Raw genomic sequence first — 21,134 nt, 5'->3', positions numbered from 1 at the left:
ATAACCATTATTTGGTATTGGCCGTTGCCGCTGTTGATGGGTAGCTCTCGTTCTTCAACCTGTCAATAGCGGTAACTACGTACTGATAAGTTTTCCCTCTTTCAATAGCGGTATCCTCAAAGCTGGTTTCGTCGCTGTATAAAATGCGGAGGATGTATTTAGGGTCGTCAACGTTTATTTTCTCCCCTTCGTTAAAGCGGTAAACAACATAGCCGTAAACTTCTTCCTCGTCTTTAGCTAAGTCGGGCTCTTCCCAGGTGAGTATAACCGATTTCGGCTTTAGTTTAACCGCCAATTTTAAAGGTGGGTTAGGCGATATAGAATCAAGCCAGAGCATGGGTGGAGGTAATGCCGGGTGCCTGTAATAAGTTTGTTTTAACGAATCGGCAAAGCCCAGTGGGTTTTTGGTTACCGATTTTGAACTGAAGAATACACTGCCCTGTACCCTGGTATTTTTGCGGATATATTTAATTTGATCCGGCAGCTGCGTTCGGAGCCTGAAAGCAGCGCTCGTATTTTCAATAATACGATAAGGTGCCTGCCCTATGTACAAATGCCTGCCATAGGCATTATCGCTCCACCAGTCAACCACTTTTTCAAAGGCAGCCAGTTTGTGGCCCAGGTTCCAGTAAATCTGTGGGTTCATGTAATCAACCCAGCCCGATTTTATCCATTTCCGGGTATCTGCATATAACTCCGAATAGGTTGAAATTCCGTTGGTTTCCGAGCCATGCGGATCTTGCCTTATGTTTTTCCAGATCCCTATCGGGCTAACCCCAAATTTTAAATAAGGTTTATGGTCGTGAATGCTGTCGTTAAGCATCTTGATCATCACATCAACGTTGTTTCGGCGCCAGTCGTCAATGTTATCAAATTTAGCGCCGTATTTTTTATAGGCGTCAGCATCGTTTATTTTTTGCCCGTGAATGGGGTAAGGGTAAAAATAATCATCCATGTGGATGCCATCTATGTCGTAGTTATCAACCACATCCAACACAATCTTTAAAATATACTCACGCACTTCGGGCAAACCCGGATTGAAAATTTTTTGCCCGCCATAGGTAAAAAACCATTCCGGTTTTTGATTAACAATGCTGTTGGGTGCTACGCTGCTACCGGGCGAAAAGGTTGCCCGGTAGGGGTTAAGCCAGGCATGCAGTTCCATCCCCCGTTTATGTGCTTCGTTAATAGCTATCTCCAAGGGGTCGTAAAGAGGGTTGGGCGCCTTACCTTGCACCCCGGTTAGCCATTGCGACCAGGGCTCATGGCTTTTGGCGTATAAAGCATCGGCCGCCGGGCGAACCTGGAACATGACCGCGTTGATACCTGTTTTTTGGTGCGAATCTAAAATGTCTGTTAATTCTCTGATCTGGGTAGATGATGATGATGAACTGCTGCTGGGCCAGTCGATGTTAGTTACCGTTGCTATCCAAACGCCTCTGAACTCTCTTTTAGGATCAGGTTTAACCTGTGCTGATGCCTGCAAAAATTGAATGAAAGAACAGAAAACAAGGAAGAGCATTTTTTTTGACAAACCCATCAGGTATTAAATTTAAAGCCGCAAAGATATTAAACTGTTAGTAAAGCAGGTTTATTATTGCCCCGTAGTTTTAATGAATGTTTTTAAACAATGGTTAATGTAAATCAGTATCATACATCACTACCAAACAAAGCTGCAGTTTTTTTGTAATGATTATTTGCAAGTGCATTTTTACACCATGGGGCGGTGTTTTTTTGCGCGATATATTTCAAAATATGGCCGGCGCAATTTTTTAATTTAAAAAAAGACTTATAAAAATATATCTTAGAGGCTTTATCGTAAAGGAAACATTACAATCAATACACCATTTTTTAATTTAATACGTTTTAGCCTTAACCACAACTTAAATTATATAGAGTATGGAAAACAAAACAGATAGCGCACCTAAAAGAAACTCGAACGTTATTTACTTTTTAATAGTAGTTGTTGTAGCCTTATTGGGGACTGATGTTTACCTGTATTTGAAGAAAAACAACGACGAAGTAAAGATAGTTTATCAAAACGATGAAAAAACGAGGCTGCAAACCGAATTGGATAGCCTTGAAACACAAATAGAACAGGTTAACGCCGGTAAGACGAAAATGTCGGCCGAGTTACAGGCCAAAAACGATTCGCTTAAGGTTAAGATCCAGGAATTAAGAAGGCAGCTTGATAAGGGCAAGTTAACTGTTGCTGAACTGGCCAAAGCTCAGGAAGATGTTAAACAATTGCGCTACTTTGTTACCAAGTATACTGCCGATATTGAGGAGCTAAAAAAACAAAACGAATCGTTAACTACTGAAAGGGATACTTTAAAAAATAACCTGACTACTGTAAGCCAAAAAGCAACAACTCTTCAAAAACAAAACGAAGATTTGAACAGCAAGGTGCAAATTGCTTCTGCATTAAAAATAGGCAGTATTAACATTACCCCCTTAAAGGTAAAATCAAGCGGAAAGGAAGTTGAGAAAAACCGTGCAGCCGTAACAAAAAAAATTAAGATAGATTTTACTATCCCGGGTAATCCAGTAGCCGAAAAACGCATGCACGATGTTTTTGTGCGTTTAATTGACCCCACCGGAAATCTGATCACCCAGGATGACTCGGGCAATTTTCAGGCCGATGGGCAGAATTTTCAATATACTTTTAAAGCCGCTATTGATTTCAAAGACGACGGCAGCGGTTACAGTATTGACTGGGTTAACCCCGGATCGTTCCAAAAAGGCGCTTATACGGTTCTACTCTATTCCGACGGTTATACCATGGGTAAGGGTAGCTTTACTTTAAAATAAGAATTTTATTAGTACCCCACAGTGGTATGCGATGCCTTACATCAAAATTGTATTATCAATTTGATGTAAGGCTTTTTTTTGTGATAGCATTGAATTTTAAACTGTAACTGTTTGAGATACCTGGGCAGCAATATTGTCGGCAATGTTTTTTACCCGCTCAATTAATGTAGCAGGCTTAACAATGCTTGCCATATCGCCATACATCATGTACCAGCGGGCAAAGCCTTCAAGCGAAGAGCTAAGAAAAACCATCTCCACCCGGTTGTCAATCTGCTGTTCAGAAATATACCCATTGTAATATTTCTGGTCGGTTAAATAGGGCGCGACTTTTTTATCCACCCGGATCACTACTTCGTGCAGGTCTCTGCCTTCGTACATTTTTTTAAGATACTCCTTTAGGGGAGGATGTTCCTGTTTGAACGTTTCGTTAGTTAAATCGATGCCCGATATGCGGTCAAGCCTGAAATCCCTAAAATCGTTTCGTAAACGGCAAAAAGCTATCAGGTGCCAAAATCCCTCCAAATAAAATACGCCCACCGGCTCCACGTGGCGCTCGGTTTTTTGCTGGCGGTGGTAGGCAAAATAGGCCATGCGGATCACTCTCTTGTCGGCAATACTTTTCAGCAGGGGCTGGATAAGGTCGGGGTTGGAGCTGCCCTGTCGCCTGCCTTTTAATACCTCAATATGGGTATCCATGTTTTCAATCAAATCCTTTTCAGTTGTGCGCAATACAGCTTTTATCTTGTACATGGCCGACCGGTAATTGGTGCTGTTGGCAGAATCGGTTAACTGTTCAACCAGTTTTTCGGCTGTTAAAAAAGCAATAGCTTCTTCGCGTGTAAACATCACAGGCGGTAGCCGGTAGCCTTCCATAATTGAGTATCCCACACCGGCTTCACCAATAATAGGTATCCCTGCTTCTTCTAATGTTTTTACATCGCGGTAAACTGTTCGCAAGCTGATGCCAAACCTGTTGGCAATATCCTGGGCTTTGATTATCCTGCGCGATTGTAACTGTATCAGTATAGCGGCAATACGGTCTATCCGGTTCATGAGTTAAAGTTCTTAATAATATAACAAAGCGGCCTCATTTAAAACATTTAATAATCCAACAGGTTAGGTGTATATATAACAATGTGAATTTTTAAATTCGAAACCAAATTTGATATTTATATAACTATATAAATATCATTTGCTTAGCCAATTTTTAATAGTATATTAAACCTGATAAAATTTATTATATGGCTTCAACCGAAGATATCCATAAGCAGATTAATTCGCTGCTGGATGATGCGTACGCGTGCCGTACCAGCAATTTAACGCAAAGCAAGGTACTTGCCGAAAAAGCTTTATTGTTGAGCCACAAACTTCAAAATAAGGAACTTATAGGGAGATGCCTGAACAGGCTGGCATTGTTTAAGATGATACAAGGCGAGTACGATAAATCGCTCAGCATGTCTGAAGAGGCAATTAAATATTTTGAAGATTTAAAAGACGATAAAGGTATAGCCGATGCTAAATATAATATAGCGGGTATTTTTTATAAAACCGACAATTTTCACCTGGGCCTTATTTACCTGATTGATTGTTTGGCAACCTATCGTAAATACAACGACTATCATAACCAGGCCCGGGTAGAAAAATCATTGGGTACTATCTACGAGTATTTTGGTGATGAAAAAAATGCCATTAAATCATATGAGTCGGCGGTGCAAACCGCCCGTATAGCGGAAGACAGCAACCTGGAATCCAACGCTTATAATCCACTGTCGGGAGTGTATCTTAAACAAAAAAACGCGAAAAAGGCACTTGAAATTATAGAGCTTTCCATCAGAATGAAGGAGCAAACCGGCGATATCCGCGGGCTTGCGTTTTCCATCTATGGCCGGGCTAAAGTATATACGTATTTAAAACGATTTAAAGAGGCTGAACGCGACTTTGAAAAAGCCGTCGCCATCCATCAGGAGATGGGCGAACGGCTGGGGCTCGGTATGGCATATTGCAAATTAGGGGCTATGTACATACAGCATGGAGCTTTGGATAAGGCAAAAATTAGTTTAGCCCAAGGCCTGCAGGTAAGCGAAGCGTATAATATTGTGATTATTAAAATTAAGTGTAACTACCTTTTTTACCAGGCATACAAGCTTGAAAACAACCAGGGTAAGGCGCTTGAGTATCTTGAGCGCTATCTGGAGCATAAAGAAGCGGTAATTAATACACAAACATTAAAGGTTATAGAGAATTATGAGCTGATAACAAAAATGGAAACTCTTGAACAGCAGGCGAAAGCGCAGGTTGAAAGGGCGGATATTATTGACAAAAAGAACAGAGCTGAGCAGGCGGCACAGGTGAAGCAGGAGTTTTTATCAACCATGAGCCACGAAATACGCACACCGCTAAATGCGGTAATCACTATTGCAGCGTTACTTGGAGGTAAAGTGAAAAAAAAGGAGAAGCAATTTGTTGATTCGCTCAAATTTGCCGCAAACAATTTATTGCTGATCATTAATGATATTCTGGATTTTACCAAGCTGGACACCGGCAAATCCAACCTTGAAATGCGACCCGGCAATTTTAAAGTGTTGCTCGAAAACATCAAAAATACTTATGAGAACCTGGCGAAGGAAAAAGGAATAGGGCTGTTTTTAAATATTGATCCGGATGTTGCCCAATCTTACCATCTGGATGAAACTAAACTGTCGCAGATTATAAGCAACCTGATTACTAATGCTATTAAATTTACTGATGCGGGGCATATTGATATCAATATCACAAAATTGAGCACAACAGAAGAAACCGACTGCTTGCTGTTTGAGATTAAGGATACCGGCACCGGAATTGCGAAGGGGCATCTTGAATTGATTTTTGATAGTTTTTCGCAACCCCAAACAATCACCACCCGGAAACAGGGCGGCTCGGGCCTGGGCCTGGCTATCGTAAAAAAATTGGTTGAACTACATGGTAGTACCATCCGCGTAAGCAGTGTGCCGGGTACTGGTTCTGTGTTTTATTTTGAATTGAACCTCAAAAAGTCAAGCACTCCGGTTAAGATGGCCATCATGCATGCCGACCAGTTAAAGGATAAAACAGTTTTGCTGGCCGAAGATAATATGATTAATGCTATGGTAGCCATGAAGCTGCTCTCGAACTGGAAAATGAAAACCGAACACGCCACTAACGGCTTGCAAGCCGTTGAGAAGGCGCGCCTAAAAGATTTCGATTTTATTTTGATGGATATCCATATGCCCGAAATGGATGGTTTTGAAGCTACCCGAAGCATCAGGGACCATAAAGGCTGCAATGCCAACTCACCTATATTTGCATTAACAGCCGATATTACAGCCAAACATAAAGAAGAGTATAAGGATTATTTTAACGGGTTTTTAACCAAACCTATCGAAATAAATAAACTATACGAAGCTTTGCTGGCCACCTCAAGCTAAGGATGGTTCAAGCCTACTTTACGCTCTTTTTTTGTACTATAAAAAACCCAGCTATAAAAAAGACGAGGGCTACAGCCAAACTGACGTATATTTCCTGGGTGAACAAGTCAACACTTAGCACCGGTTGCCCCGGTCCCTGGCGTTGCAGTAAACCCTTGATAGCCAATAGTGGGTGTGCATAAGGCACCAGGTAACCATACTGCCACCCAGTGGTTACCATGATAATGGCCGAAATAGTACCTATAAAGCCTATCCCCATAGGTTTTAAAAAATCAGACCAAACCAGGCTCAGTAAAAATTGAATGGATAGGATGCCTAACGAGGATAAAAATAATTTGAAATATACCTGCCCTAAAAAACTTTCCATATGAAACTCGTTAAACTTGAGTTCTGGTTTTAAGGTGTTAAGCAAATTGCCGCTTGCGATGGTAAAAAGAAAAAATAGCAACAAGCACAGGAAAACCAAAAATAATGCAAAAAAGTACTTGGCTGAGTATACAGACCATTTGGATATCGGTAATGAGAATAAAGTTTTCCAGGTATCCGCCTTATGCTCAATGCTATTCACAGAGTAGGCTACGAATATAACATATATGGGCAATAGCAATAAGCCCATAATGTTTAAAATGCTGTTGGCATACATCATCCATAAAAATTGCCCGGGTAAGCCGGATGCTTTTTCGCTATGAGTTAAAAAGCCCATAAAAATTAGCAGGCAAATTAATAAGGGCAGCAAAATGGAACACCAAAAACCCAAAGTTTTACGGCTTTTATAAAACTCAGATCGTACCGATAATATAAATCCTTTCATCATCAGGTGTTTTGGGTAATTGATAAAAATAAATTTTCAAGGTCCTTTTGTACCTTACCTATGGCGTAAACCGTGTAGCCATTTTGATTGAGCAAGGTGTTTATTTTACCCATTTCTTCCTTGGATGTATAGGGGACGAAGATATTGCCTTCCTGCACGTCGCCCACCGTAAACCCCTCTCTATTCAGCAGGTTGGCGGCATCGGCGCTGTCGTTCAATTCAATATGGATGAGGGGCTTGCTTAATGCCTGCAGCTCCTCAATACTTCCCTGGAAAACCATACTGCCATGATTGATAATGCCAACGTGGGTGGCCATCCTTTCAATCTCGGCCAGTAAATGGCTCGAAACAAAAACGGTTTTGCCCTGCTCGTGTACCAATTTCATCAACAAGCGCCTTATCTCGATAATGCCGTTAGGGTCTAAGCCGTTCGTAGGTTCGTCCAGGATGATCAGTTTAGGATCAGAGAGGAGCGCGAGCGCAATGCCGAGGCGTTGTTTCATCCCCAACGAGTATTGCCCGGCCTTTTTATTGGCTGCTTGTTTTAGTTGTACAAGTTCCAGCATTTCGTCAATACGGGATACCGCAACTTGTAATAGCATTGCCCGATTGCAAAGATTTTCTTTACCGGTGAGGTGATTGTAAATGGCCGGCTGCTCTATCAGCGAGCCTGTTTGCGAAAGAATTTCTATCCGGTTGGATTGCAGGTCTTTTTCAAAAATTTGTACCGTGCCGTTTTGGGGGTGCAACAGGTTAAGCAACAATTTAATGGTAGTTGTTTTACCCGCACCATTTGGCCCAAGGAAACCATAAATGCTTCCTTGAGGTACCTGTAGTGATATGGATTTGACGACTTGCTGATCGCCATAGTTAAAGGAGAGCTGGTTGGTACTGATTACCATACACTTTGTTTGTTAACGGAGCATACCGCTTTAAACAAAGTTATACTTTTATTGAATAGTGAGGTTGCTTGTTTGCCTGAATACGCGGCTTTTTGCAATTCGTTAGTTTTTTGTTTTACCTGGTAGCTCACTCCCATAGCCATGGCGAATAGTACAGGCAGCAATAATAATATGAATGGATTGGTGTTGGTAATTATTTTTTTCATGACAGGTATTGTTTTGATTTGATGATACAAATGAACGGCAAATGTTGATGCAGCCAAAATCATTTAGACCAACACACAGTAATTATAGATGAACGGGTAATAATGGAGAGGAATGGTTTGTCGGCGCAAATTCGCCATTCATCGTTAAAAACGGATAGTATATCTAAATAGAAAAAGGACTTCTCGTTATTTTTTTACATTAGATGAATAACTATGGCGGTATAATCAATCAAACCAGATTGCAATATGTTGTGATAGTTGTTTAGGCCCCGATGATTGATTAAATGAAAAAGATTTGGCAAGTTTTCTGGCATGTGTTTTTTTGGGTAAGCATGATTGCTTTTTTTGTATTTATTACCCACTCCAATACTAAAATAAGCGTAGGAGGCTTAATTGTGATCTTTGTTGTTTACGGCCTGATTAACATCGGTCTGTTTTACGTTAACTTCCTGTTGTTTATTCCCTGGTATTTAAACCAGAAGAAATATCTGAGATATAATATAACCATACTTATTTTTATGCTGGTGCTCGGCTTTATTAAGTATGGGGTGGCACTGATATTTAAAGACTATATTTTGATTCGCAACAAGGGTAATCTGCATGAGGTTACCAGTTTTGGCCATTACTATATCAGCGCCTTTTTTACCAGTTTAGTTTTTGTGTTTCTGAGCACGGTGCTTAAATTTACATTAGACTGGTTTTTGAACGAAAGGATACAACGCGACCTGGAAAACCAACGCCTTAGCGCCGAACTGGCTTTTTTAAAATCGCAAATTAACCCCCACTTTTTATTTAACTCCTTAAACAGTATTTACTCGCTGGCCTACCAGCGATCAGAAACTACGCCTGATGCTATACTAAAACTCTCGGAAATTATGCGCTACATGCTGTATGAGTGCAATGATAACCGGGTTGATTTAAGTAAGGAGCTGCTATACCTGGAGAATTATATTGGCCTGCAAAAGATACGCTACGGCAATAAAGCCTTTGTTGATTTTAATGTGAACGGCATCATCAATAACCAGCAGATTGTACCGCTCCTACTGATCTCGTTTATCGAAAATGCGTTTAAGCATGGTGTAGCTAATGATCCGGCGACGCCGATACATATTAAAATGGATGTTGAACCTCATCATTTATACTTTAAAATGGAAAATAAAAAGCACCGGTTTAACAAGGATTCCGGTGGTGGTATTGGCCTTAACAATGTGAAACGCAGGCTCGATCTGTTATATCCGGGGAGATACCAATTAAAGATAGATGATGGGGAAGAAGTTTATACCAGTGAATTATCCTTAGATTTATAGCATGATCAGATGTTTGGTAGTTGACGATGAGCCCTTGGCCTTACATATTCTGGAAGATTATATCAGTAAAATTCCGTTTTTAACCTTAGTTAAATCAACAACAAATCCCATAGAAGCACTTTCGCTGGTTCAAAATGGCGAGGTTGATCTGGTTTTTCTGGATGTGCAAATGCCAGAATTAACCGGGATACAATTTTTAAAGATTGCCAACGGCAAGGTAAAGGTTATTTTAACTACCGCCTATTCGCAATATGCCCTTGAGGGTTATGAATTAGATGTGGTTGATTATCTTTTGAAGCCTATCGCATTCGATAGGTTTTATAAATCGGTACAAAAAGCTCAAACCATTATCAGCCCGTTAACGGCACCTGCGGTTGTGGCAAAGGAAGAGGCACCGAAGCAAGATATATTAACAGATTTTATTTTTGTTAAAACTGAGCATAAAATTCAAAAAGTTTACCTGCACGACATTTTGTTTATTGAAGGATTAAAGGATTATATTTCTATTTTCACATCTACCGAACGCATCATTACGTTACAGATTATGAAGAAGATGGAAGAGGCGCTACCCGAGAAGCATTTTATACGCGTGCATAAATCGTACATAGTAGCCCTAAATAAAATTGACAGCATAGAGCGCAGCCGCATCTGGATTAAAGACAAGATCATTCCGGTAGGCGATACTTACCGCGATCAGTTTTTTAAAATCATTGATGCTAAAAATATTTAATTTTTGATTGGCATCATTGATTGCCAACACTTCCTTATCAATTTTTGTACAATATTTTGCCTCACCGGTTCATTAATTTGGCCGGGTTTGTTTTTTATATTGAAAAAAACGTGACACCCGACACTTTCAGGAAACGAAATATTGGCCTATCGTAAAATAAAATTTTACGATGACCGTTATGATTACCAAGATCAAAATTACCTAAAAGAAAACAATTTATAATTTCAATTAATATTAAGCGATATATTGCATCGAAACATTTAGTTTATCACTTTCGTATAACGACATAAAACTAATTAATAATTAAAACTATTTTTTTGAGTATGAGAAAAACATTGTTGTGGGTTCCGTGTGCTTTGTTTGTTTTTTCATTAGCTTTAACCAGCCCGGTTTACAAATCAGAAAATCTATCCTTTAAAGATTCAACATCCAATTCCTCTCTTTCTTTATCCAGCCAGCTGTTTAATCAGTATGTTGATAACATTTATCAAATTGCCAGTTTACAATCAGTTGGTTTAGATGCTGCTGTGTTTAAAAAGGCCATTACCGGGTATTATAATCTAAAAATGGCCAATAAACTGTCGGCTAACAGTTCTGTGATCACCATTGTTGATCTGGCGAAGTCGAGTTGTACCAAACGGATGTGGATAGTTGATCTGCTCAGTAAGAAACTGTTGTTGAATACCTGGGTGGCGCATGGGCAACGGAGCGGTGATGATATGGCATGCCGTTTCTCTAACGATGTAGACTCTTTTGAAAGCAGCATTGGTTTTTATGTTACAGATAATGTTTACATGGGTAAACACGGGCGTTCGTTAAGGCTTAACGGCATGGACGAAGGTTTTAACGACCGGGCCAACGAGCGTGATATTGTTTTGCACGCCGCAGAATATGTTGGCCCGGGTTCCATCAAGGCATTAGGGCGCTTGGGGCGCAGCCAGGGCTGTCCGGCGGTTTCTCCGCTGGTGGCCGATCGTATTATCAATATCATTAAAGGCAAAAACGTTTTGTTTGTTAATGGTAATGTTGATAACTACAATTCAAGGTATCTTAATCCTGATCAGGCGGCGCGTATTGCTTTCCAGGATAACGAAGAATCGTTGGAAAGAAGGGTGTTATAGTCACTTAAGCCGATAAAAATTTTTGCAGGTGGGCATATAGCACAATATCCAGTCCATAAATATCTTTCCGGAATTGTAACGTTCCGCTATCATCACTCCAGCAGGTAAAATAGGTAATGTAAACCGGCACCTTGTTATTGAGCGATAAACTTGTTGGTTCCGGGTTATCTTCAACTATACATTTTTCTATCGTTTTATATTTAGCGCTGTCGCCAAACAGGGCATGCGCAAAATCAAGTGGTTTTTCTAAACGCACACAACCATGGCTTACCGCCCGCATCGGTTTAGCAAATGCCTGCTTGGCCGGAGTATCGTGAGGTAAACATTGGTAGAATTTTTAAACAAAAACTTAATTTTGCCTAATGAATTGTCGTCGCCGGGTTTTTGTTTAAAAGAGTACGATGCCTTTTCATTTTCTGATAATGTCGCCCATTTGATGGTTTCAGGGTCTTCTACCTCTTGGCCACCTTTGTATACTACAATATTTTTATTTGATAAGTAATAGGGGTCCTTTGCGGCCTCTACTATAATTTCTTTGCTGGCAATGCTTTGCGGAATATTCCATACGGGGTTTACTTCGGCAACATAAATCATGCTGTTTAACTGGGGTGTTTCACGGGAAAAAGGCCTGTCTATCTGATAGCTGTCATCATACTCAACCAGGTTGTGGCTGTGGTCTTTATTGCGGCCTTCGCCTACACAAACCTTCATATTCAAGATAGATTTGCCATTGTCCATAAAGTTTAATTGATAATCAGGGATGTTCACTAACACATATTTGCTTTCAGAAGGTTTGTTTTTCCAGCGTAAGCGTTCCAGGTTAACCAATATGGCACGCTGAGTTTCTTCTGCCGACATGCCCGGTGCGGCAGTAGTTCCCACCAATGCTTTTTGCAGAGCAAGGTATTGGGGGTCCTTAGGTTGAATACTGTCTAAAAAAGTTTTAAAGCTTTTAACTTCAAAAACGTGGCTCATTGATATACTGTCGGGCCGCTTGGTTTGGGTATAATAATTGGCATAAATACGTCGCGGATTCATTACGCCAAACTGTAGGGCGTTTGAATAGTTGATAAGCGAGTTAGCCATGGTTAGTTCCAACTCAGCCATATCCTGGTAGGCTTCGTCGATGGTTTTGATACCGTTTTTGTCGTACAGCTTAGCAAGCATCGCTTTTAATTTTTCGGTTTGGAACATTTTGGGGTCCAGGCCATGCTCGTTTGATTTTTGCAGATACTTAGGCAAAACCTTCAAGTCCTGTTTATCTAAATGCTCCATGATCAAAACCGGATCATAGTCATGCTGCTCATAATAAGCTACAATAATTTTAGGGTTGGTTAGCCTGGCTTTTTGATCAATAAGTTTTTTTTGAAATACAGCCGAGAATCCCTCGGGTGTAATATCTTTAAAAACCTTATTATTGGTTGTTGCGAAGAGGGCCTTGCCCATATCTGAGCGGCTCTTTTTCTTACAACTTTGTAATGTAAATACAATGGAAAGGCCCATAACAGCCGAAAATAACAGTATTGATTTTTTAGGGGATAGCATATTTAAGCAGATATACCTGCTTAAAGCAATCATTATACCATTAATGTAATTTAAAAGAAAATGTTATAGCCTCAGGGGAAATATTGAGCTATCAGGCCTGACCTAAAGCTCGTTTAATATCCATTTCTGCTTTTAATACCAATTGTTCAACCGGCGTGTTGCCGGGCTCAATTGGTGGCAATACTTTAAGTGTAATATGCTCTAAAGCGCTTAACGGAAAAAAGCCGTACTGCACCATACGCCACGAATTATCAATAGCCAAAGGAACCAGTAAAGCCTGCGGACATTTTTTTAATATAGTGGCTACGCCGCCTACCTGGAAAGTTTTGGCCTTACCATCTTTGGCTCGGGTGCCTTCCGGGAAAATTACGGCCGACCAGTTGTTTTCCGTCATGCGGTTGGCCAGTTTTACAATCTCCATAATGGATTGTTTGGTATCCTTCCTGTCGATATTGGCGCCACCACCGTGCCTTAAATTATACGATATGGAAGGGATACCTTTGGTAAGTTCAATTTTTGAAATAAATTTAGCATGGTGCTTCCTTAGAAACCAGATAATTGGCGGGATATCATACATACTTTGATGGTTGGCCAAAAAAATAATGGGTCGGTTGGTTGGCAGCGTTTGCACATTAGTAAAGGTTACCCTGTTACCCAATAAATAGCAGGTGGCTACCAAAAAAAAGTTCATCAGGTCAACAACTGCTTTATGGGCCTTATAGCCGCCTATATTGTAGGCCAGCCATTGGGTAGGATGAAATATGCCCAGCCAAAACCAAAAAAACAGGTAATAACCAGGAGTTAGCAGGTATCCAAAAAATTTGTTCATCGGGGGTAAAATTAGTATTTCCTCAACACAAATTAAAAAAGCATATTCTCCATCAGCATAATCTTTACTTTTAAAACGGCAGCTACCGTCATTGAATCTGTTACCAGGCCGCTACACACCATTTGATACAACTCCTCAAAAGGTAATTTTTTGATCACCAGTTGCTCTGTTTCTTCAGGTTCCGGTTCAAATTGCTCCAGATGCTGGGCCAGGTACAAAATACTCAATTCATCAGATACAGAATTTGAAAGATGCATGCGTTGTATTTCGGTCCATTTGTTAGCCTTTAAGCCGGTTTCTTCTAAAAGCTCCCGTTGTGCGGACGCCAAAGGAGTGGCATCAAAAGCCCCGCCCCCTTCGGGCATCTCCCAGCTATATTGGTTAAGCGGGAAACGGTATTGGCCTACCAGGTAGGTGTTCAGTTCATCGTCGAGCGGTAAAACGCCAATGGCCAGGTTTTTAAAGTGAATCTTTCCGTAAATACCCGGATTGCCAGCAGGATTAAGCACCTGGTATTCCGTTACATTAATCCAGGGGTTATCATAAATAGCGCTTTCGGAAGTGATTTTCCAGGGATTTTCTTCGGGATTATGCATGGTGCAAAATAGGCGAATAGGGAACGTTAAAAAAAATTATTTTTTAGCTGTTTCCGGTAAAACCAGCCTGCGCTCATAGTTTTCGGTTGTTAAATATTTGTTAGCCCATGTTTTGATGCTTTCGGGCGTAACCTGGTCTGCCATTGCTGCATAGTTGAGCACTTCGGTCGCATCCGCTTGATTAACGTATTGTTGAGAAAGGTAATTGAGCCAAAAGGTGTTATTGTTGAGCTGAGTTTCCATTAAACGTTTCCGGGCAGCCTTGTACTTTTCAACATTAACCGCATCCGGGCCAGTATTTTTAATCTGAGTAATCTCATCTAAAGCGTCCATGCTTAGTTTCTCCACATTCTGGGGGGCGCAAACAAAATTAATTGTAAATGTAAACCGGCTGTTGGGTACGGTAGTTATGTTATAATACACATCTGTATGATAAATTGCCCTTTCCTGCAAGCGAAGGCGTTCAACCAGGCGTATTTTAAGTACCTCGGTTAGTGCCTGTAGTTGGGTGTTGTTTTCATTGCTGTAGTTATAATTTCCCAAAAAGCGCAGGGTTACATTGGCCTTTGGCTCGATGCCGGAGTAAGTGATTTTTGATTTCCGGATAAATGGCGCGGGTTTTACGGTTGCATAATTGTCCGGATGGCTGGTTGATGGCAATGAACCCAAATAGCGTTCTAATAAAGGGACAATATCCTTAACATCCAGATCGCCAACAAAAACAAAAGTGAAATCGGCGGCATTGCAAAAGCGCTCTTTATAAATATCATACACCCGGTTTAAGCTGATCTCATTTAAGTTGCGGCCCTTCGCCACTGAATCGTTATCTGGGCTGCGGTTAGCAGCGGCTGTTTTAAGTTTATTTAAATAAGTGTTATAGGCCAATGAGTCTTTACGCGGATTGGTAAAGTACTGGTTAATCATTTGTAACGCAATTTCCAGGTTTCGGGTAGTACAAGTGCCGGCAATACCCTCAAAGTATCTATCGATGTAGGGGCTAACTATGACCTGATGATTTTCGAGAAATTGTTTCAGCTGCGTAGCCGTAAAGTCGCCTAAGCCCCCGGCTTTGATAATTGCTGCCGAGGTTACAGCTGATAAACGGTCGGTACCCTGATCATACGGATCAGTACCGCCAATGCCAAATGATGTAAAGCGGATCAAACTATTTTCAAAGTGGGTTGGCTTAATAGCTACTTTTAAGCCGTTGCTCAGAACAAGCTCTGTAACGTGAATACCGTCTATCAATTTTTGAGATGTGATTTTGCTTTTAGACGGTTTTTTGGCTATCAACGGTTGGTTTTTAACATCAGCATCTGTTGGCACTGCAATATCTTCTTTTAATACATCGTTTAACCAGCCTTCCACGGTTTGCATATCCGGCAGTTCATCCTTATCTTTTTCTGCCCCCAAAATGATAATATCCCTGTTGGAGCTTGAAATATATTGATTACAAAATTGATCGACACTCAGTAAACTGATTTTGGGTAACAGGTATTCGGTTAGTTTCATATCCTCCCATTCGCCCGGAATAGCATCGCCTCTCAAAAAATTGTTTAAATATTGATTAACATAAGTCGCCGATGTGATTTTGTCGCGATGCTGATAAGCGTAGGTTTTCGATCCGTAAAAGGTTCTGTAGGCTTTAACAAATTCATCATGTGTAAAACCGAACTTAGCTGCCTTAACGGATTCGCGCCAGATGCTTTTTAAACTCGCTTCAAGGTTTTGTGGCACCGTGCCGACGTGTGCATCATAAACGTTGATGCCGCCGGGATATAATTTTACCCCTGCCGAGGTGTTTGCAATTTCTGGATTGCCGGAGATTTTTAATTCGCGATAGCGGCTTTGAATCAATATGTTAAACATCGATAGTGTAATATTGTTGATGTAATCGGCTTCGGTACGCATAACCGTAGCCTGGCGCTTCAATAATATTTCGGCAGAAGTTCCGCGATGCTCTTGATCTGTTATTACTCCAAACTGATGGCCGTCTGTAAGCGATACATGATATACTGTTCTTTCCTTTTCGTTTTCAGGGTTTTTAAGATCGCTAAATTTGTCTTTAATGGTTTGTACAATTTTATCTACATCAAAATCGCCTACGGCAATAATGGCTTCCAGGTCTGGCCGGTACCAATCGTGGTAAAATTGTTTAATTGTTTCAGGCTTAACAGCGGTTAGTACATCCTCTGTACCAATGGGCATGCGTTTGCCATACCTTGAGTTGTTTAAAACTAACGGATATATCTTGCCGTTAATCCTCTCTCCACTGCCGCTTCTCAGTCGCTTTTCCTCTAATATAACATTCCGTTCTTTGTCAATCTCCGCCGGATCCAGCGTGGCCTCCTGTGCCCAATCCCTGATAATTTGAATGCCGTTGCTTAAAATCGACGGATCGTCTGTGGGTATGGGCAATTGGTAAACTGTTTCGTCAAAACTGGTGAAGGCATTTATGTCGGCGCCAAAGCGTACGCCAGCTTTTTGCAGGTAATTAATTAATTCGTTTTTGGGATAATGGGTTGTTCCGTCAAAGCCCATGTGTTCAACAAAGTGAGCCACCCCCCGTTGATTATCATCCTCCAAAACAGAGCCTATTTTGGTTGCCAAATATAAAATAGCACGGTTTTTAGGCTCCACATTTTTACGTACATAATAAGTAAAGCCATTAGGCAGCTTACCCACTTTTACATTAGGATCAACCGGAAGAGGATTTTCGTATTGGGCCATGGCGGCTCCCGATAAAAAAGAGAGCAACACAAAACATATGTGCTTGAGTTTGGTTAGGTTTGGCATGTAATTGTAGATCACTTATTAGTATAAATGTATTCACAATTTACATGATTTATATTAAGCCAAGTTTAAAAAAATACCAGTACCAAATGGCAGCAATGGGACATAAAAAAAGCTCCCGTGATCACGGAAGCTCGATAGCATGTTTATAGAAGTTAAATACCGAATGCGGCTTTAACCTTATCAGTATAGTCCAGCTTTTCCCAGGTAAATAATTCAACCTCCATTGTTTTGGCAGTACCATCGGGTAAAGTAAAGGTTTTACTAACCGTTTGGTGAGGTTTACCAAAGTGCCCGTAAGCGGCAGTTTCTAAATAAATGGGGTTACGAAGCTTAAAACGTGTTTCAATTGCGTAGGGCGTCATGTCAAATATCGCCTCAACCTTTTGGGCAATTTGGCCGTCGGTTAATTTAACTTTGGCAGTTCCATAGGTATTTACGTAAATGCCCATCGGCTGTGCCACGCCAATGGCGTATGATACTTGTACCAGAACCTCATCGCAAACGCCGGCGGCTACTAAATTTTTAGCAATGTGGCGGGTAGCATACGCCGCGGAGCGGTCAACCTTGGATGGATCTTTACCAGAAAAAGCGCCACCACCATGGGCGCCTTTGCCGCCGTAGGTATCCACAATAATTTTCCGGCCGGTTAAGCCAGTATCACCGTGGGGGCCTCCTATCACAAACTTTCCGGTTGGGTTAATGTGGTATTTAATATCGTCGTTAAAAAAGTGCTCGTATTTAGGATATTTGCTTTTAACGCGCGGAATTAAGATGCTGATAATGTCTTTTCGGATCTGCTCCAGCATGATTTTCTCATCGTCAAAATCATCATGTTGGGTTGAAACCACAATGGCATCAATGCGCACAGGCTGGTTATTATCATCGTACTCGAGCGTAACCTGCGATTTTGCGTCGGGCCGTAAATAGGTTACCTGGGTATTTTCACGGCGTATCTCGGCCAGGGTGATCAATATCGCGTGAGCAATATCTAACGCCAGCGGCATATAATTATCGGTTTCAACTGTAGCGTAGCCAAACATCATGCCCTGGTCGCCAGCCCCCTGTTCTTCTTTGGATTGGCGGTCAACACCCTGGTTGATATCCGGAGATTGCTCATGAATAGCCGATAATACACCGCAAGAACTTCCGTCGAACATATATTCGGCTTTGGTATAGCCAATTTTGTTAATTACATCGCGGGCTATTTTTTGCACATCCAGGTAAGTTTTTGATTTCACCTCGCCGGCTAAAATTACCTGCCCGGTGGTAACTAATGTTTCACATGCTACTTTAGATTCTGGATCAAATGCCAGGAAATTGTCAATTAATGCGTCGGATATTTGATCGGCAACTTTATCAGGATGGCCTTCTGATACCGACTCTGAAGTAAATAGGTATGACATACAATGAAAATTTAGTATAATAGACAGCAAAAATGGCTTTCAGATAGGATTGGAGTAAAAAAAGAAGCGGGGTTTAGCACTTTTTTACGTGGTTGCAATCCGGCCCTGATTACCAGAGCATTTTCAAATCAATCCACTTTCGTTCGGCGAAGTTAAAACAATTTTATAAAAGCAGAAAATACAACTACTTTTGATCGGTTGAAAGCATAAAATAGTTGAAAAGGAAAGCATTATTTATTATAAACCCGGTTTCGGGCGGAAAAACGAAAGATAAGGTACCAGACCTTATAAAAAAGCATCTCGACGGCGCATTGTTTGATTACGAGATCGCCTATAGTACTTTGGATAATCCGATCTCAGCAATATCAAAAGAGGGTGCAAAATCATTCGATTTGATTGTTGCTGTTGGAGGCGATGGAACCGTTAATGAAACAGCTTCGGCCATAGCGGGCACCGATAAGGTGCTGGCTATTATTCCGCTTGGCTCGGGTAACGGGCTCGCCCGGTTTTTAAATATCCCTTTGGATACTGCCGATGCTATAAAGAATATCAATACCGGTCGCGTTGCGCAGATAGACAGCTGTAAGATCAATGATCAGTGGTTCTTTAACATGGCCGGCATGGGTTTTGACGCCCACATCAGCGAAGTATTTTCGCATGGTAGAACCAGGGGGTTTAGGTCGTATTTTAAGTCGTCCGTACAGGAGATCTCGAAATATAAATCACAATCCTACCATATCGATATCGACGGTAAGGTATACAATCGGGAAGCTTTTATGCTTAGTTTCGCTAATTCGTCCCAGTATGGTAACAATGCACATATCTCTCCCCGTGCATCACTGCACGACGGGCTTATCGATGTTTGTATTATCAAGCCGTTCCCTGTATACCGGCTTCCGGAGATGGGGGTGCGGATGTTAACCAAAACCTCAGAGAGCTCGAGCTATGTAGAGATTATCCGCGGAAAGCATATTAAAATAGAACGAAAAGAAGCCGGGCCTGTACATTTAGACGGCGAACCGCAAATGCTGGGTAAGGAGGCCGAAATAAAAGTGATTCCACATTCGTTGAAAGTTATTGTTGGCAATAATTATAAAATGTAGTTACCTATCATAATGTCTAAAAAGAATAAAAACATTTCGGGTATCATGTATTCAACCGATCCCGACTTTCAATATCAGTATGATAATGGAGGGGAAGCCGAAACTCAGTCACCCAGGCAGCAAAATATCAAAATTTATCTCGACCGGAAAGGCGGCGGAAAGGTGGTAACCCGGATAGCAGACTTTATTGGCGCCCTGGAGGATCTTGAAGCGCTTGGTAAAAAATTAAAGTCGAAATGTGGTGTAGGGGGCTCAGTTAAAGATGGCGAGATTTTAATACAAGGCGACTTTAGGGATAAAATTTTGTTGCTTTTGCAAGCCGAAGGCTATAAAGCCAAAAAAGCAGGCGGATAGTTTAACACCTTAATACAATAAATATCAGCCTTAGACGTAATAGAATTGTTTTAGTTACAATTTTTTTTCAAATCAATCTTGCGATTGTAAAAAAAATTGGTTTCTATTGTAAAAAATTGTCTCAGTAAGGGCAATTTTTTTATTTAAATACGTTTTTAATTCACCAATTAAGATAAAGAGTAATTAATATTAATTTATTATAAAGAATAGCAAAAAGTGTTTTTTTAACGCATTTAAATTATAAATTTGCTATCCGGGCCAAGCAGCACATTTAATTAACTTATATTTATAAAACTAAAAACTAAAATTAAAATTTTAAAGTAATGGCAAACGCACCAAAACCAACTACCGTTAAAAAAGAAAGCTCAAGTGCATCGGGCATGTTTTCCTCACTGGCTATACCTATCTGTATCGGTATAAGCATATTAGTATACATTTTCATCTTAGGAAACAGCAGCCACTATAAAGGTGGTGATCCGGCAAATGAAGCAGTTGACGTTTTCGGATTGGTTCACAAAGGAGGTTTCATTGTACCTATCATTTTAAGCTGTTTATTAATGGTAATTACCTTTTCAATCGAAAGGCTTGTTGTTATCGGTAAAGCTTCTGGTACCGGTAGTGTAGATTCTTTCGTTAAAAAAGTACAATCATTCTTAAATGCAGGTAATATTGACGCTGCAAGCGCAGAGTGCGATAAACAAAAAGGTTCAGTAGCTAACGTAATCAAATCAGGTTTGAAAAAATACCGCGAAATGGAACTTGAGCCGGCCCTGGATGTTGATCAAAAAACTTTGGCTATTCAAAAAGATATCGAAGAAGCTACTTCGTTAGAAATGCCGATGTTAGAGCAAAACTTAACCATTATTGCTACATTGGTTTCATTAGGTACGCTGATGGGCTTATTAGGTACAGTATTGGGTATGATTGGTGCGTTCCGTACCATGGGTGCCGCTGGTGCTCCTAACGCGTCTGAGCTTTCTTCACACATCTCTGAAGCTTTGATCAACACGTTCTTAGGTATCAGTACTTCAGCGATATCAATTGTAATGTACAACATCTTTACATCTAAAATTGACAAGTTGACTTATGCAATTGACGAAACTGGTTTCAGCATCGTGCAAACATTTGCAGCATCACACAAGAACGTTGTTCGTTAATACTTTCTGTTTATATTAAC

The 21,134-nt window shown here is 40.7% G+C and carries 19 protein-coding genes; 8 read left to right on the top strand and 11 right to left on the bottom strand.

The window, feature by feature from the left end; genetic code table 11:
* Positions 1-7: 7 nt before the first annotated feature.
* On the bottom strand, positions 8-1,540 hold the full coding sequence (locus MUCPA_RS15525; RefSeq protein ID WP_008507630.1) for a glycoside hydrolase family 10 protein: 1,533 nt from the start codon (positions 1,538-1,540) through the stop codon (positions 8-10).
* Positions 1,541-1,899: 359 nt separating this feature from the next.
* Here MUCPA_RS15525 and MUCPA_RS15520 point away from each other — a divergent pair, with 359 nt between their 5' ends.
* Positions 1,900-2,811 (top strand): hypothetical protein, encoded by a 912-nt coding sequence (locus tag MUCPA_RS15520; RefSeq protein WP_008507627.1) that lies wholly within the window; start codon positions 1,900-1,902, stop codon positions 2,809-2,811.
* Positions 2,812-2,907: 96 nt separating this feature from the next.
* Here the strand turns inward: MUCPA_RS15520 and MUCPA_RS15515 are convergent, their stop codons facing one another.
* A complete protein-coding gene (locus tag MUCPA_RS15515; RefSeq protein ID WP_008507626.1) occupies positions 2,908-3,864 on the bottom strand; it encodes a helix-turn-helix transcriptional regulator in 957 nt (318 codons plus the stop codon).
* Positions 3,865-4,052: 188 nt separating this feature from the next.
* On the opposite strand from MUCPA_RS15515, the gene MUCPA_RS36150 reads away from it, so the two are divergent.
* Positions 4,053-6,254, top strand: a complete 2,202-nt coding sequence (locus tag MUCPA_RS36150) for an ATP-binding protein (RefSeq protein ID WP_008507625.1) — start codon at positions 4,053-4,055, stop codon at positions 6,252-6,254.
* 13 nt (positions 6,255-6,267) lie between these two features.
* Here the strand turns inward: MUCPA_RS36150 and MUCPA_RS15505 are convergent, their stop codons facing one another.
* From MUCPA_RS15505 to MUCPA_RS15495, 3 genes are read right to left on the bottom strand one after another with little or no spacing between them, the layout of a single operon-like run.
* A complete protein-coding gene (locus tag MUCPA_RS15505) occupies positions 6,268-7,068 on the bottom strand; it encodes an ABC transporter permease (RefSeq protein WP_008507624.1) in 801 nt (266 codons plus the stop codon).
* Positions 7,068-7,967, bottom strand: a complete 900-nt coding sequence (locus tag MUCPA_RS15500; RefSeq protein WP_008507623.1) for an ABC transporter ATP-binding protein — start codon at positions 7,965-7,967, stop codon at positions 7,068-7,070. Before MUCPA_RS15500 ends, MUCPA_RS15505 begins: the two co-directional genes overlap by 1 nt.
* Positions 7,961-8,173: a hypothetical protein gene (locus MUCPA_RS15495; RefSeq protein ID WP_008507622.1), complete on the bottom strand. Its 213-nt coding sequence runs from the start codon at positions 8,171-8,173 to the stop codon at positions 7,961-7,963. Before MUCPA_RS15495 ends, MUCPA_RS15500 begins: the two co-directional genes overlap by 7 nt.
* Positions 8,174-8,457: 284 nt before the next feature.
* On the opposite strand from MUCPA_RS15495, the gene MUCPA_RS15490 reads away from it, so the two are divergent.
* The 3 genes from MUCPA_RS15490 (at position 8,458) to MUCPA_RS15480 (ending at position 11,331) form a co-directional block, all read left to right on the top strand.
* Entirely contained in the window at positions 8,458-9,480 is a 1,023-nt protein-coding gene (locus MUCPA_RS15490) for a sensor histidine kinase (RefSeq protein WP_008507621.1), read from the top strand.
* 1 nt (position 9,481) lies between these two features.
* Positions 9,482-10,210: a LytR/AlgR family response regulator transcription factor gene (locus tag MUCPA_RS15485; protein ID WP_008507620.1), complete on the top strand. Its 729-nt coding sequence runs from the start codon at positions 9,482-9,484 to the stop codon at positions 10,208-10,210.
* Between the two features lie 323 nt (positions 10,211-10,533).
* Complete coding sequence (locus tag MUCPA_RS15480) at positions 10,534-11,331, top strand: murein L,D-transpeptidase catalytic domain family protein (RefSeq protein WP_008507619.1); 798 nt, start codon at positions 10,534-10,536, stop codon at positions 11,329-11,331.
* A gap of 4 nt (positions 11,332-11,335) precedes the next feature.
* Here MUCPA_RS15480 and MUCPA_RS39565 read toward each other — a convergent pair whose 3' ends face one another.
* From MUCPA_RS39565 to metK, 6 genes are all read right to left on the bottom strand, one after another.
* On the bottom strand, positions 11,336-11,611 hold the full coding sequence (locus tag MUCPA_RS39565; RefSeq protein WP_394330563.1) for a hypothetical protein: 276 nt from the start codon (positions 11,609-11,611) through the stop codon (positions 11,336-11,338).
* A complete protein-coding gene (locus tag MUCPA_RS15475; RefSeq protein ID WP_394330562.1) occupies positions 11,599-12,777 on the bottom strand; it encodes a L,D-transpeptidase scaffold domain-containing protein in 1,179 nt (392 codons plus the stop codon). The genes MUCPA_RS39565 and MUCPA_RS15475 overlap by 13 nt, the downstream gene beginning before the upstream one ends.
* Positions 12,778-12,967: 190 nt before the next feature.
* Positions 12,968-13,705 (bottom strand): lysophospholipid acyltransferase family protein, encoded by a 738-nt coding sequence (locus MUCPA_RS15470; RefSeq protein WP_008507617.1) that lies wholly within the window; start codon positions 13,703-13,705, stop codon positions 12,968-12,970.
* Positions 13,706-13,737: 32 nt separating this feature from the next.
* A complete protein-coding gene (locus tag MUCPA_RS15465; RefSeq protein WP_008507616.1) occupies positions 13,738-14,301 on the bottom strand; it encodes an NUDIX domain-containing protein in 564 nt (187 codons plus the stop codon).
* Between the two features lie 36 nt (positions 14,302-14,337).
* The gene (locus MUCPA_RS15460; RefSeq protein WP_169316179.1) at positions 14,338-17,031 is read right to left on the bottom strand and encodes a M16 family metallopeptidase; all 2,694 of its coding nucleotides are present in this window, start codon (positions 17,029-17,031) and stop codon (positions 14,338-14,340) included.
* Positions 17,032-17,249: 218 nt separating this feature from the next.
* Positions 17,250-18,500 (bottom strand): methionine adenosyltransferase, encoded by a 1,251-nt coding sequence (metK, locus tag MUCPA_RS15455; protein WP_008507614.1) that lies wholly within the window; start codon positions 18,498-18,500, stop codon positions 17,250-17,252.
* Between the two features lie 215 nt (positions 18,501-18,715).
* Between metK and MUCPA_RS15450 the strand changes: the two genes are divergently transcribed.
* The 3 genes from MUCPA_RS15450 to MUCPA_RS15440 all read left to right on the top strand — a co-directional run bounded on the left by MUCPA_RS15450 (position 18,716) and on the right by MUCPA_RS15440 (position 21,114).
* Complete coding sequence (locus MUCPA_RS15450; RefSeq protein WP_008507613.1) at positions 18,716-19,603, top strand: diacylglycerol/lipid kinase family protein; 888 nt, start codon at positions 18,716-18,718, stop codon at positions 19,601-19,603.
* Between the two features lie 12 nt (positions 19,604-19,615).
* Complete coding sequence (locus MUCPA_RS15445; RefSeq protein ID WP_008507612.1) at positions 19,616-19,957, top strand: translation initiation factor; 342 nt, start codon at positions 19,616-19,618, stop codon at positions 19,955-19,957.
* 323 nt (positions 19,958-20,280) lie between these two features.
* Positions 20,281-21,114 (top strand): MotA/TolQ/ExbB proton channel family protein, encoded by an 834-nt coding sequence (locus MUCPA_RS15440; RefSeq protein WP_008507611.1) that lies wholly within the window; start codon positions 20,281-20,283, stop codon positions 21,112-21,114.
* The last annotated feature ends 20 nt before the right edge of the window (positions 21,115-21,134 follow it).

The sequence above is a fragment of the Mucilaginibacter paludis DSM 18603 genome (assembly GCF_000166195.2).
In the GTDB taxonomy this organism is placed as follows: domain Bacteria; phylum Bacteroidota; class Bacteroidia; order Sphingobacteriales; family Sphingobacteriaceae; genus Mucilaginibacter; species Mucilaginibacter paludis.
Note: the sequence above shows the minus strand (reverse complement) of the source record. Positions and strands in the feature narration are given on the sequence as shown.